General features: G+C 61.0%; 13 protein-coding genes and 1 pseudogene. 6 read left to right on the top strand and 8 right to left on the bottom strand.

The window, feature by feature from the left end; translation table 11 throughout:
- Positions 1 to 110: 110 nt before the first annotated feature.
- The 3 genes from AB6809_RS27950 (at position 111) to AB6809_RS27940 (ending at position 3,129) form a co-directional block, all read left to right on the top strand.
- On the top strand, positions 111 to 713 hold the full coding sequence (locus AB6809_RS27950) for a GNAT family N-acetyltransferase (protein ID WP_371027606.1): 603 nt from the start codon (positions 111 to 113) through the stop codon (positions 711 to 713).
- A 931-nt stretch (positions 714 to 1,644) separates the two neighbouring features.
- Positions 1,645 to 2,598, top strand: a complete 954-nt coding sequence (locus AB6809_RS27945; RefSeq protein ID WP_371027605.1) for an alpha/beta hydrolase family protein — start codon at positions 1,645 to 1,647, stop codon at positions 2,596 to 2,598.
- A 138-nt stretch (positions 2,599 to 2,736) separates the two neighbouring features.
- Positions 2,737 to 3,129 carry a DUF4304 domain-containing protein gene (locus AB6809_RS27940; RefSeq protein ID WP_371027604.1) on the top strand — a complete coding sequence of 131 codons (393 nt, stop codon included), beginning with the start codon at positions 2,737 to 2,739 and terminating at the stop codon, positions 3,127 to 3,129.
- A gap of 158 nt (positions 3,130 to 3,287) precedes the next feature.
- Here AB6809_RS27940 and AB6809_RS27935 read toward each other — a convergent pair whose 3' ends face one another.
- Positions 3,288 to 3,794: a hypothetical protein gene (locus AB6809_RS27935; protein WP_371027603.1), complete on the bottom strand. Its 507-nt coding sequence runs from the start codon at positions 3,792 to 3,794 to the stop codon at positions 3,288 to 3,290.
- 493 nt (positions 3,795 to 4,287) lie between these two features.
- Between AB6809_RS27935 and AB6809_RS27930 the strand changes: the two genes are divergently transcribed.
- Positions 4,288 to 4,689 (top strand): hypothetical protein, encoded by a 402-nt coding sequence (locus tag AB6809_RS27930; RefSeq protein WP_371027602.1) that lies wholly within the window; start codon positions 4,288 to 4,290, stop codon positions 4,687 to 4,689.
- A 292-nt stretch (positions 4,690 to 4,981) separates the two neighbouring features.
- Here the strand turns inward: AB6809_RS27930 and AB6809_RS27925 are convergent, their stop codons facing one another.
- The 7 genes and pseudogenes from AB6809_RS27925 to AB6809_RS27895 form a co-directional block, all read right to left on the bottom strand.
- Entirely contained in the window at positions 4,982 to 5,521 is a 540-nt protein-coding gene (locus tag AB6809_RS27925) for an NAD(P)-dependent oxidoreductase (protein ID WP_307251553.1), read from the bottom strand.
- Between the two features lie 70 nt (positions 5,522 to 5,591).
- A pseudogene (locus AB6809_RS27920) lies at positions 5,592 to 5,807 on the bottom strand (NAD(P)-binding domain-containing protein); the annotation flags it as partial.
- Between the two features lie 75 nt (positions 5,808 to 5,882).
- Positions 5,883 to 6,167, bottom strand: a complete 285-nt coding sequence (locus AB6809_RS27915) for an EthD family reductase (protein WP_371027601.1) — start codon at positions 6,165 to 6,167, stop codon at positions 5,883 to 5,885.
- A 19-nt stretch (positions 6,168 to 6,186) separates the two neighbouring features.
- Positions 6,187 to 6,675, bottom strand: coding sequence for a (2Fe-2S)-binding protein (locus AB6809_RS27910; protein WP_307251557.1), 489 nt, complete (start codon positions 6,673 to 6,675; stop codon positions 6,187 to 6,189).
- Positions 6,672 to 7,532 (bottom strand): xanthine dehydrogenase family protein subunit M, encoded by an 861-nt coding sequence (locus tag AB6809_RS27905; protein ID WP_307251559.1) that lies wholly within the window; start codon positions 7,530 to 7,532, stop codon positions 6,672 to 6,674. Before AB6809_RS27905 ends, AB6809_RS27910 begins: the two co-directional genes overlap by 4 nt.
- Positions 7,529 to 9,916 (bottom strand): xanthine dehydrogenase family protein molybdopterin-binding subunit, encoded by a 2,388-nt coding sequence (locus AB6809_RS27900; RefSeq protein WP_371027600.1) that lies wholly within the window; start codon positions 9,914 to 9,916, stop codon positions 7,529 to 7,531. Before AB6809_RS27900 ends, AB6809_RS27905 begins: the two co-directional genes overlap by 4 nt.
- Positions 9,917 to 9,965: 49 nt before the next feature.
- Positions 9,966 to 11,303, bottom strand: coding sequence for an MFS transporter (locus tag AB6809_RS27895; protein WP_371027599.1), 1,338 nt, complete (start codon positions 11,301 to 11,303; stop codon positions 9,966 to 9,968).
- A gap of 351 nt (positions 11,304 to 11,654) precedes the next feature.
- Between AB6809_RS27895 and AB6809_RS27890 the strand changes: the two genes are divergently transcribed.
- Positions 11,655 to 12,419 carry an enoyl-CoA hydratase/isomerase family protein gene (locus tag AB6809_RS27890; RefSeq protein WP_307251563.1) on the top strand — a complete coding sequence of 255 codons (765 nt, stop codon included), beginning with the start codon at positions 11,655 to 11,657 and terminating at the stop codon, positions 12,417 to 12,419.
- Positions 12,420 to 12,468: 49 nt separating this feature from the next.
- The gene (locus AB6809_RS27885) at positions 12,469 to 13,380 is read left to right on the top strand and encodes an SMP-30/gluconolactonase/LRE family protein (RefSeq protein WP_307251565.1); all 912 of its coding nucleotides are present in this window, start codon (positions 12,469 to 12,471) and stop codon (positions 13,378 to 13,380) included.
- Positions 13,381 to 13,452 lie beyond the last annotated feature (72 nt).

Below are 13,452 nucleotides of genomic sequence, written 5' to 3'. Positions count from 1 at the left end.
AGGATCGCTGACAATCGCTATTCTTATGCTCTCGCCGGCGCGCGAACGCTGGCATCGCAAGCAGGGGGCGCCTTAAAACGCAACGCCGACTCAACACCTTTCCAATGGTTATGAACGACGCAGCTAGACTGACCTTTTCTGGCAACACTGTTCAACTTCGTATTCTCGAACCCGCAGACGCGCCCGCTCTGATCGATGCGGCAGCGGACGGCCAGCTTTGGAACTTGAAAGTTACTGTTGTGCCGGGACAGTCGACTATCGACGAATACATCGCTTCGGCATTGCGCGGGTATGAGGAAGGCCGCGTCATCCCATTCGTGGTCATCGCTCGTGATAGCGGACGCATCGTTGGCAGCACGCGCTTTTGGAAGATCGACAGCGCCAACAGGAAGCTCGAGATCGGCCATACCTGGCTGAGCCAGTCCGCTCAAAGAACAGCGGCGAACACGGAGGCGAAATACCTCATGTTGAGGCATGCATTTGAAGTAATGCAGACTGTCCGGGTGCAGTTCACCACCGATGAGCTAAACGAGAAATCGCGAGCGGCAATCTTGCGCATCGGCGCAAAGCAGGAAGGTATCGTACGCCATGAGCGGATCATGCCCGACGGCCGCAAACGCAATTCGGTGCGATTCAGCATCATCGATACGGAATGGCCGGACGTGAAGAACCAATTGGAAGAGAAGCTGGCCCGCCGGGCGAGCCTCCCCTGACGCGATGATCTAACTCTTTGGGCCCAGAGGCGCGCCGCGTCGAATGTCGCGGCATTCCAAAACCGGCCAGTTTCAGCCATTCGACCTTCTGCGGGAAATCGTCGACAATTCGCGGAGGTGTAGCCAATTGGTTGGGGATCGTACTGCATGAGGAAGACACTTGGTTACCTTCACGAGGTTTGGCTCTGCCCGGACGAGTTCGGCAACGCTCTTCCCGCATGCATCGCCCATGGACCGGACGGAGATGCCGCTCGTGCTCTGAACGAGCCCGGCAGCGACTGGATATGGACGTTTTGGGCATCGTCACATGCCGAGGCGATGTGCGTTTATTACGAATTCGTCGGCTATGGAAAGTACGCATCCCAATCCGACGACGAAGTTCTTTCATATCCGCAAGATTGGTGTGACCGCCAAGTCGCGTATTTGAACTGCAAGTGATCGAAGCTGACGCGTCCGCCCAGCGCCATTGTGAGTCGGTCAAGGTAGGCAGATTCGGGCAATAACCGGCCAAAACCCGCCTTTCGACACCGGGGGCTAGATTGGTGACAATCTGACAGTTCGAAGCCGATGGCATAGCCTCACGAATAGCGCGCGTGGATCGGCAGTCTCCCGATTGCGACGGTTGCTATTCTGGTGGCACGAAAAGCCGGCTCAAAATCATCAAGCGCTAGCCTGTCACAAGCAGAACGCTCGCTGCGGCGTCGACGATGATTGAACTTGCCGTTCCTTCAGTTGGTACAAAGGGACGTGTCAGTGTGGCGCGGTGCGGCCGCCGGCGTCGGACGCTGTTTCGCGCCAAGCAGCCGGTCGACGGCGATGCAAAAAAATCCACCGACAATCTATAGTGGCAATTATCTGTTTAGGGGCCGCCATGCCGGGCAGCGCTCGAAGCAGAGTCGTTATCGCAACCTCCCTATCAGGCGGAAGACATATGCGGACGCTTCTTGCGGTTGTGGTCCTCTGTTCGTTGGTGACGCTGTCGCATGCCGCAGGAATCAAATTTCTGACTATTCCCGGGGATGGCTCGGCCCCAGCCCTGAAGGCCATTGTCTGGACACCCTGCACCGATTCGGCAGAGGATTTGACGGTCGGTCCGTATGTCTTGCGGGGGCGTCGAGACTGTCCTACCGCTGGCCACAGCTTACCTCTCGTCGTTGTCTCTCACGGGCACGGCGGATCGTACCTGGGGCATCACGACCTTGCCGAGTTCCTGGCGGATGCTGGCTTTGTCGTGGCGGCGATTAACCATCCAGGCGATACGTTTTCTGACATGAGCCGTGCGGCCGAAATATCCGAATTCGTTGAGCGGCCTACGGACATCAAACGCCTCGTCGATTTTATGCTCGATGATGCTCCGGACGCGGCGAAAATCGACGCTACCAGGATAGGGTTTTTCGGCTTTTCGCGCGGCGGCTATACCGGGCTGGTCTTAGCCGGCGGCAACCCTGACTTCGCCAATGCGAACGTGCCTTGCACGGACCCGAACCTTCCGATCTGTCATGAGATCAAGCTCGAACGGACGCCCATGACGCCAGCGCGCGACGACCGCATCAAGGCCTATGTGCTGGCAGATCCACTTAACGAGTTTCCGCGAGCACGCGAGCTGGAAAACGTGACAGCGCCCATTCAGCTCTGGGCCTCGCAATTTGGAGGCGACGGAGTGCTGCCCGAGACTATCCCGGCGCTTGCGGATGCACTTCCCAAACGGCCAGAGTTCCATTTTGTCCCGCAAGCGGGACACTTCGCGTTTCTCGCTCCGTGCTCCATCCAATTGAAGCAGATCGCGCCTGAGGTGTGTGTCGACGCCGTCGGGTTTAACAGGTCCGCCTTCCATGCCCACTTCGACCAAATGACGCTCCAGTTCTTTAAAGCGAATCTTCGATGATCGCTTTATCAGAAGGGCCGGACAGGGCGACTGACTGCGGCCAATTTCGGCCATTCGACTTCATCGTCTGAATTGTCGACAATCACGCCTCCGCAAACAGGCGGTGACCTTACTGACTCATTCTGATTGGACACACCGATGAGCCGTGACGAAATGAACCACGCGTTGAAAGTGCGCTTTGTTCCCGCGCTCCGTCAGCTAGGGTTCAAAGGTTCGCTGCCTCACTTTCGACGGCAGCGAGAAAGTCGAATTGATCTGTTGACGGTGCAGTTCGACCGACACGGGGGAGGTTTCGTCGTGGAGCTAGCTCAATGCGGTATAGAAGGAATCACCACCTATTGGGGCAAATTCATATCGGCAGGCAAGGTCACGGCGCACGATTTGCATCCCAGTCAGCGTCATAGACTGGGGTCGCCGGGACCGGATGCTGACAACTGGTTTAGATTCGATGACGGCACTTCGCCGATGGCAGTTGCGGACTCGCTATGCGCTCACATCGACGAGGCTGAACGTTGGTGGACTACTCGCTAAAGTCGCCTTTTCGGCGTAAGCGACTGTTGGGTCGGCTGCTGTCTAGGGCCTGCGACGATCTTCGGCCACAGTACGGGACATTCGACACACGCCCCTAGATCATTGACAACTCTCGTTGCCCTCGAAGCAGTTTGAAAAGAAGCTGCTCGCTCAGCTGTCTATTTTTTCAGCAGCGCACTGTAGTAGGCGGCAATATCGTCTTCATGGCCCTTCGTAATTCGATCGAATGCTCGACCCCAAGGCCAAAAATCGGTACCGGATGCGGTTTGCATGCCTGGATAGCGTTCTCCGCCGAGCGTGACGATACCCCATTCGCCTCCATGATTGCGGCGATACACCTCGCCCACGTAACTTCCGAAAACCTTTGCGAAAGCCATGACTTTGTCATCAGTGGGCTTGGGGGCGGTGTTGGCGTACGACAGGTTCATTTGACCCAATATCTTCTCTACATCTGCAATGCTTGCATCCGACCAATCGAGTTTTGTCGCGAAGTGTTTTGCCGAGAAATCGACGGCGTCCGACGCGTACGCTTCAGCAATTTTTTCGACCCTCGGGTCCAGCGAGAAAGTCTGAGCTGCGACGCTGTCGGCGAGCGCAACGTCCGAGAGGATCCAAAGCAAGGCGACAAACACAGTCCCCAACAAATGCTTCGCAGCAGTCTTCATATACCCCCATCCAGATAGGCGTGGTCACTCACATATGCCACAGCGCGGAACACAACATACCGTGCATACTGTGCTCTATGAACGGCCGATTTCGGAAAATCTGAAGGACCGCATCGGGTCGCGCGCTGTCGATCGCTACCCCGCGGCATTCGCGGTGTATGCAGTTCGCATACGTCGATGAACGGCCATGTACGGACGATGGCGGCTAAAAGGTAAAATCGTCAACAATCGAAGCCGCCGTCGCCCCTTCGCGCTGCTGGAGAGGTAGTCCTCCAGATTCACCCGCTCAAACGCCGCTAAAATTCGTTTTTTAATCCGATCAGACCTATAGATAACGCACGTATTCAATGACATGTGCATCCCTTTCATAAAGGCGACGCTGAAGGACTGCGCGAATCTTGGCTCATGCCCTGAAACAGTGAGCGTTAGTACGAACGAACGACCGATAAGATGAACCGTTGAGAGTCAACTTTGTAGAGGCTGGTGTTCAGCAATGACGCAGATAGACCACATTGAGGAGATCATTCGAGATTCATTCGGTCTTTGGATTACAGGACTCTTTGACTCGATTAGGCACTGGAATCCAACCTTCTCATTCGATGAGTATAAATCTGCATTTTTTGACGTATTAAGGCAATTGCTGGATGACGGCAAGATCATGTTCATCGCGCCAGGAGCTGACTGCTATACGTCTCCTTCCAATCCGCGTCCTCGATACACTATCTACGATCGAGACGCCCAGTGGCACGAGTCATCCGAAGAAATTGTTCGCCAACTCGCGGCTCAATGGCCGAGTCATGTGTCTCATGCAAACGACCCAGAGCTAACAGTCTACTTTTACATGATCCCTGGTGTCATTTGGGTCGACGAGGATGGCAAACTATACGCCTCATAGACAGCCGATAGACGACTGAATGACCGTTCTCGGAAAAACTGAAAGTCCTTTCAGGGTCGGGCTGCGTCAGTCCGCTCCCCAAACTCATCGCTCGCAAGCGGTCACTGGAATTCCGCGGCCCCGAAGCGGCCAGTCGGCAGTGCGTACCCGGAGCAGACTTCCGCGTTTGCGCCGAGACGACGGCCGCTTCCCACACGCAGCGGTCATCCATGCGTGCGACGAACTCTTGCGCTCCATACATGATGCGAGCGGCTGACACCTCGCGTCAAACGGCCCGTTTCTAATCGCCAACTCATGAATCATCGGACTCGATCGTGAACTTCGCCATCGCGGACCAGTCCCGATCGCCCATGCCCGCATCAATCGTTTCAGCCATGCGCGCATATACCGCCGCCAGCAGCGGCAACGCACGGCCAGCCTCCTCGGCCGCTTCGGCCGCGAGCCGCAGATCCTTCATGCCAAGCGTGGCCTTGAAGCCCGGCTCGTAGTTTCCGTGCGCGATGTTCGCGGAATAAACCTGATACGAGCGACTGCCGAACAGCGTGTTCAGGATCAGGTCGAAGAATCGCTCGCGCGGCAAACCGTTTGCCTCCGTCAGAACGACGGCTTCGGCCATTGCCTCGATCGCCATCGTAATCATCATGTTGCAGGCGATTTTCGCGGCGTTGGCGGTCGGGGCCTGGTCGCCCATGTCCCAGTCGCGACCGCCGATCCCGTCGAGCAGCGGCCGCACCTTCGTGACAGCATCGGGCGGACCGCCCGCCAGCACGTTGAGTTCGCCCTTCGCCGCGACGTCGGGGCGTCCGAGCACCGGCGCGGAAACGTAACCCAATGCGTGCCGATTCGTGGGCCGCAACGAGCTCGCGCGCGAACGCAACCGAGATCGTCGACGTGACCACGTGAACCAGCCCAGGCTTTGCCTGCGCGAGCACGCCCGACGCGAGCAGCGTCGAGCGGATCGCATCGTCGTCGGACAGCATGGTGAGCACGGCGTCGCCCCGAAACGCCTCGACCGGCGAGGCCACCGTCGTCACACCGTCCACTGTTCCGCCCGAGCGGTTCTACGCCTTCACGCCATGTCCGGCGTGCGCCAGATTGCGCGCCATCGCGCGTCCCATCGCGCCAAGACCGATGATGCCGATTTCCATGAAATTGCCACCTTGATCGAATCGATGTTGATAGGGAGCCTCTTTTCAGAGCGGCAGCACCCGCACGCGGCGCGGCGCGATCTCGGTGAAGCACGGCAGATCGGCCATCACCTCCGAAACTTCCGGCGATGCGAACGCCGCATCGACCGATGCTTCGTCGCGAAATTGGCATTCGCAGATCGCGAGCGTACCTGCCTGCTCCACCGCCGGAAAAAACGCAGCGACACTGGTCAAGCCGTAACGCGACCAGCGATGCATAACGAGCGGAAGGTGACGCTCGACGTAGTAAGCCCTGTCGAAACGCGCGCCCGGTTCTCCTTCATACGTCACCTAAACCGCGACGGTGGAATCATTCGTCATCGTTTCCTCCAGATAAGCGGCCGCCATGCGCCGCACGATAGACTGCATTGACGATGCTTTCGTAACCGGTGCATCGGCACAGGTTGCCGCTGATGGCGCGCCGTATTTCTTCCTGACTCGGCAGCGGATTCTGCTTCAACAGATCCGCGGCCGCGACGATCATGCCGCTCGTGCAAAAGCCGCACTGGAATCCGTTCTCCGCGATAAACGCCTCTTTCAGCGTCTCAATTCCCTCGATGCCTTCGATCGTCCGCACATCGTTGCCCGAAATCGACGCCGCCAGGACGAGGCAGGCCTTTCTTACCTCGCCATCGACTAGGACCGTGCACGCCCCGCAATCGCCGGTCAGACAGCCGACGCGGGTCCCTTTTGCATCCAGCGCATCGCGGATCACCTCGACGAGCAACAGCCGCGAGTCTATGTCCGCGAAACGCGGCTCGCCATTGAGCGTGAGCCGCACCTGAATCGTTCCTTTCATGCCTTCGCTCCCGCGAGTAGCGTGCGCAAATGCCGCCTCACGACACCCGGCACGATGGCGCGACGGTAATCGCCGTCCGCTAGTTCATCGTTCCAGCCTTCGCCGACGAGATTGAGCGCCCTGCTTGCGGCCTGCTCGATGAGTGCATCGGGCGCGAGCAACGATCTCTCGTCGATCATGAAGCGGTGATACGCCGGTCGGCGCCCTGCCGCACCGACCGCGAGCCGCACGCTCGCCTGCGTGCCACGATGCAACGAGCATGCGACGGTCACGATCGGCCACGAACTCGCGCTCGCCTTGTACTTCTGGTACTGGCAGGCGATGAGGGTCGCGTCGCGCGAGACGAGAATGCCCGTGAGGAATTCGTCCGCGCGCCGCGCGGTCCGAAACGCGTCGGCGAAAAAATCACACGCCGGCATGCAACGCTTTCCCTGGGACGAGTGCAACTCGAACACCGCCTCCATCGCCGCGAGACAGCCCGGCGCATCGGACGAAGGATTCGCAAAGCTCGCGGCTCCGCCGAGCGTTCCCTGATTGAGGATCGATGCGCCGCCCGTGACTTGGGCGGCCATCGCGGCGAGCAGCGGCGCATGGCTTGCGACGATCGGCGAGGCGAGCAGTTGCGCGTAGGTCGTCATCGCGCCGATACGCAGGTGTGTGCCGTCCAGCTCGATCGAATCCAGACCGAGCGCGCTCAAACCGATGAGATGCGCGGGCCGCACGAGATTCGCCGACATCGACGGCACCAGCATCGTGCCGCCGCCCAGCAAGGACGCGTCCTCACCGAAGCGAGCCAGCAAGTCTGCTGCTTCGTCGAGTTCCTTTGGCTGATGAAAATCGAAGCGATGCCCTATCACGCGAATCGCTCCCGCAGGGAAGCGATCACGCGCGCGGGCGTTGCCGGCACGTGCGCGAGGCACGCATCGTTACCCAGCGCGTTCGCCACGGCATTGCTGACGGCCGCAAGCGCGCCGCCGAGCCCCGATTCGCCCGCGCCCTTCATCCCGAGCGGATGAAACGGATTGAGCGTCACGCGATGCCCGACGCGGATCGGCGGAAGATCGTTTGCACGCGGTAGCAGGTAGCTCTTGAAGCGATCGGTGATCATGCGATTCTGCTCGTCCATCTTGATAAGTTCCCACAGCGCCACGCCGATGCCCATCACGATCGCACCCCTAAGTTGCGCTTCCACGAGCGCGGGGTTGATCATCGCGCCGCAGTCATGCACCACGGCATAGTCGAGGAGCTTGCTGTTGCCGGTGGCCATGTCGAGTTCGAGCGCGACGGCATGCACGGAATACGAGAATGTCGGGTAAGTGGCGATGCGGCCTTGCGCGTCCGGCTCCACGCGTACGTTCTTCGGCGCGAAGCTGCGCGTCACTTCGAGTGGAAGGGTCACGCCCGCAGCCACGGTGAACGGACGCAGGTGGGCGCCGAGTGCAAGTTCCGCCACGGCGATCTGCGCGCCGTTCGACCGGCGGCGCGCATGCCCGTCGCGCAACACGATGTCGTCGGCAGTTCCGCCGAGCATATTGGCGGCGCACTGCGCAAGCCGGTCACGCAGTTCCCGCGCGGCGAGGTAGGCAGCCGTGCCGCCATACATAAGCGCACGGCTGCTGGCGTTGCCGGTGCCGAGCGGCGTCACGTCGGTATCGCCTTCGATGATGCTCACCTGGTCGGCGCGCAAGCCGAGTTCGCCCGCGACCATCTGCGCGATGCCGGTGTCGCTACCGCTGCCGGGTGACGTCACGCCTGTCAGCACCTGCACGTCGCCCGACGGCATCATGCGTACCGTGGACGTCTCGTAGCCGTTGGGAAAATTTCCCGGCCGCGCGCCGCCCTCCGGCGTGAGTTCAAACGCAACGCCGATCCCGATGCGACACTCCGAATCGCGCGCGGCGCGCGCCCGTGCCTGCCATCGCGGGTAGTCGAACATCGTGAGCAACTGCTCGAGGCCGCCCGGATAGTCGCCGCTGTCCACGTTCAGGCCGGATGGCAGGAGGCGCGGCAAGGCTTCGCGCGCGACGAGGTTGCGGCGGCGCAGTCCGACCGGATCCATGCCGGTCTGTTGCGCGAGCAGATCGATCGCGCGTTCGAGCACGAGATTGCCGATCTCCTTGCCGTAACCACGTATGGCTTGCCACGGCGGCTGGTTGGTCATGGCCAGCGAGCACTCGACGTCGCAATGCTCGATCGTATAGACGGTCGGAAACACCGCCGGCGTGACGAGCGCCATCGCCCAGCTATGACCGGCGCCGATGATCCCGACGTCGACTAGTATGCGATCACGCCAGGCGATCAGCCTGCCGTTCTCATCCGCGGCGATCTCGAAGCTGTGATGCTGTGACCGCGCGCCCGCGAGCAAGGTCTCTCGCCGTTCCTCGATCCATGCCACCGGGCGCTTCGTGAGCCGGCTGAAGAGCGCGACCAGCACTTCCTCCGGATGCCCCGCCATCTTGAGCCCGAACGTGCCGCCGATACGCGGCGCGATCACACGCACCTGCGACTCCTTCACGCGCAGCGCCGCAGCGATCAGCCAGCGGCTCGTATGGGGATTCTGGAACGTGCCAGTGAGCGCGTAACGCTCGCCGCGCGCATCCCATTCGGCGACATAGCAGAGCGTTTCCATCGGCGCGCTCGTCGACGAGCCGATTGTCAGTTCACCTCGCGCGACGTGTGCCGCGCGCGCGAACGCGGCATCGGCGTCGCCGGAGCGGATGCGGTCGTGCACGAGCAAATTCGTGTCCCAGCCGGGCTGGACGATCGGCGCACCGTCGCGCAATGCGTCACGCGCGCTCACGGTCGGCGCGCGCACTTCGTATTCGATGCGAATCTTCGCGAGCGCCGCCTGAGCATCGTGAACCGAAGTCGCCACGAGCGCCGCCACGGGTTGACCGAAGTAGGTCGCCTCTCCGAGCGCGAGGCAGCGGCTCTGCAGGGGACCGCGCGCGCCTTTCGCGGGCAGGTCCATCGCCGGCGGCATCGCATCGCTGCAGCGGGCCGCTTCCTCGCCTGTCAGGCCGGCGACAACGCCGGGCATCGCCAGCGCATCGGACAGGTCGATCGACACGATCCTCGCGCAAGCGTGCGCGCTGCGCAGTATGGCGAGATGGAGGGCATCTCGAGGAATGAGGTCAGCGCTGTAGTCGACACGTCCCGAGACGAAGCGCGCGCCATCCAGTCGCGCCACGCTTTCCCCGAGCAGGCTCCCCGGCGATGCATCCTTGAAGGTCTGTTCCATGTTTGCCGCGTGCGGGCCCGATTGCGCAGCCTCCACGTTCGTTGGTTGATTATGCATTCGACTGACGGCCGGTACGCATGCACAGCATCGCGCATGCACCCAGTGCAAGCAGCGTGGTCATCAGATAAAGCCCACTGCTCAGCGTGCCGCTCAATGTCTTGAGCCAGCCCATTGCGAACGGACTGGCGAAGCCGCCTAGCAGGCCAAGGCTGTTGACGAAGGCGATTGCGGCAGCAGCCACCGACGAGCCCGCGAAATAGTCGGATGCGAGCGACCACAGCAGCGGAAGTGTGACGAACACCGTGGTCGATGCGATCGTCAGCAGCACGATGGTCGCAGTCAGATCATGCGCCATAAGCGGCAGCAGCGAAAGCGCAATCGCCCCTGCGAAGGCGGCCAGCGCGCCATGCCAGCGACGCTCGAGCAGCCGGTCCGAGTTGCGGCAGATCAGCACCATGCCCACGGCCGCGATACCGTAGGGAATCGCCGACAGCCAGCCGACACGCTCCACGCTCGTCGCGCCCGCGCTCCTGAGCACCGTCGGCAACCAGAAGCTCAGCGCATACGTGCCGCAGATGAAGGTGAAATACGCGAAGCTTATAAGGTACACCTTGGGATCGGCTATCACCTGCCGCAACTGTCCGGTATGCTTCGGCTCCGCGTCGCTGCCTTCGGCACGCAATGCATGGCGCAAAGCGTCGCGCTCCGATTCGGTCAGCCATTTTGCACGCCCGATGTCGTCCGACAGCGTGAACCACGTCACGATGCCGAGCAGCACCGCAGGAGCAGCTTCAACGATATAGAGCCACTGCCAGCCCGCGAAACCCGCGACGCCGCCGAGCCGCGACATCGCCCAGCCCGACACCGGTCCGCCGATCGCCCCTGCGATCGGAAAGCCCGTCATGAAGAGTCCGAGAATCTGGCCGCGGCGATGACGCGGAAACCACTGGCTCAAGTAGTACAGGACGCCCGGAAAGAAGCCGGCCTCGAACACGCCGAGCAGAAAACGCAGCCCGTAGAACGCCGTCGGGCTCGATACCGTCGCCATCGCGCAGCCGGTGATGCCCCACAGAACCATGATGCGCGTGATGGTCTTGCGTGCGCCGATGCGTTGCAAGAGCAGATTGCTCGGCACCTCGAACAAAAAATAGCCGATGAAGAAAATGCCGGCGCCCAGACCGTACACCGCATCGCTGAAACCGAGCGCGTCCTGCATCTGAAGCTTGGCGAAGCCGACGTTGATGCGGTCCAGATACGCGACCACGTAGCACACGATCAGCAGCGGCACGAGCCGCAGCGCGACCTTGAAATACAGCGCACGTTGCGTGTCCATTTGGGGCGTCGCCGGGGCGGGCGAGTTTGTATCGAGAGCGATTTTGCGCGACATGATGACCCTCTCAATGTTGGTGGACGGAACGGCATACGAACGACGGAAAGCGTCTCATGAAGCTGTCTCCTTGAACCTCGGACATGCTGATGGTCCGGCGGCATCTGTTCTTTGTCAGGGCGTACCCAAAGGCGGCGGATCGCTCGGATCAAAAACTGATCGATCGAACAGTCAGCACAGTAACGGATGAGCAAACACCCGGTCAACCGGAAGCGAGACCGGAATTTCCCTTGTTGACTGATCGATCAGTCAGGACTAGTATAGGCGCTTGATTACCTTGCGCGGATGCATGCCAACGCCTTCGTCGGCGTGCGCCGGCGCGATTTTCAACGTTCAGTAGAGGACAGAGCCGTGAGCAACTTCGACGAATACGCAGACAAATTCGAGACCATCCGCATGACGCGCACCGACGGCGTACTGGAGATGCACTTCCACACACACGGCCGGCCGCTCGTGTGGAATCTGACGGCACACCGCGAGTTCGAGCAGGCGTTTCTCGACGTCGGCCGAGACCGTGAAAACGACGTCGTGATCATGACCGGCACGGGCGATGCGTTCAGCGGGCCGTCCATCGCGCCGGGCATGCACGAGAACCGCAATTCGATGACACCCACGATCTATGATCCGATCTACTGGGAAGCGAAGCATCTGCTCATCAACCTGCTCAACATCGAAGCGCCGGTGATCAGCATCATCAACGGGCCGGCCGTGCGGCACGCGGAGCTTCCACTGCTGGGCGACATCGTGCTGGCATCGGACACTGCGACGATCCAGGACACCGCGCACTTCCAGGGCGGCATGGTGCCGGGCGATGGCATGCATCTGATCATGCCGCTGCTCATGGGCCGAGCGCGCGGCCACTACTTTCTGCTGACGGGCCAGAGCATCTCAGCCACCGAGGCGCTGGAGATGGGCCTCGTCAACGAAGTGCTGCCGCCGGCAGACCTGCTCCCGCGGGCCCGCGAACTCGCCCGGTCGATGCTCAAGCAACCGCGTCTCGTAAGACGCTATACACGCACCTGCCTGAATCAGGAACTGAAAGCTCGCCTGCACGACGTCCTGGGTTACGGACTCGCGCTCGAAGGCATCGCCCGCATGAAAGAGCCGGCCGTCTGAGCGGACAGATCGCATTCATCGATATCAACGTCAGGATCAAGGAGGCAACATGACTGTCAGCAGCATCACGAGACCTATCGATATGGTGGGTTCGGTCATCGACGTGATCGATTCCACACCCGATGTGCTGGGCGAATCGATCATCTGGGATGAGAAAACGCAACTGCTCTGGTGGGTAGATGGCATCGGACAGGCGATCCATCGCCTCGACATTTCAAGCGGCGCCAAGAAAAGCTGGCCGATGCAGGAAGAAATCGGCAGCATCGGTCTACGCGCGAAGGGCGGCCTGATCGTGGGGATGCGCTCGGGCTTCTGCTTTTTCTCGCCCGAAACCGGCGAGCTGACCGACGTGGCGCGTCCCGACGCCGAGCGGCCGAAGAACCGCTTCAACGACGGTAAATGCGATCGTCACGGCCGTTACTGGTCTGGCACCGTGGAAGCAGCCGCCTACACGCCGCGCGGACGTCTGTTCCGTCTCGATCCCGATCTGAAGCCGCATCTGATCATGGAGGGCATCACCTGCATCAATGGCATCAGCTTCAGTCCCGATAACCGGCTCATGTACATGACCGATTCGTTCAGCTGCCAGATCGACGTGTTCGACTACGATTCGGTCGATGGCGCCATCTACAACCGCCGCAAGTTCGCGGAAGTTCCGCTCGGGCGCGGCATCTGCGACGGCTCGACCGTCGATGCCGACGGCTGCTTCTGGAGCGCGAACATGGATGGCTGGTGCGTCACGCGCTATGACCCGCGCGGGAGAATCGACATGGTCGTCAATCTGCCGGTGCGACGCGTGAGCAGCTTGTGCTTCGGCGGTCCGGACCTCGACACCCTCTTCATTACGACGGCGCGCCGGCGGATGAGCGAGAAGGAACTCGCGCAGCAGCCGCTCGCGGGCAACGTGCTCGCGGTGCGGCCCGGCGTCAGGGGTCTGCCGGAGCCGGCGTTTCTCGGATAAGGGCGTGCGCGGTCCGGTCATCGCATTGCAAGCTGCGACGCGGTCCGGATCGTCCGGCCCGCGTCGCGCGAG

This window comes from Paraburkholderia sp. RCC_158 (genome assembly GCF_041355255.1).
Classification (GTDB): Bacteria; Pseudomonadota; Gammaproteobacteria; order Burkholderiales; family Burkholderiaceae; genus Paraburkholderia; species Paraburkholderia graminis.
The sequence above is the reverse complement of the archived record's forward strand: the minus strand, read 5'-3'. Positions and strand labels throughout refer to the sequence as shown.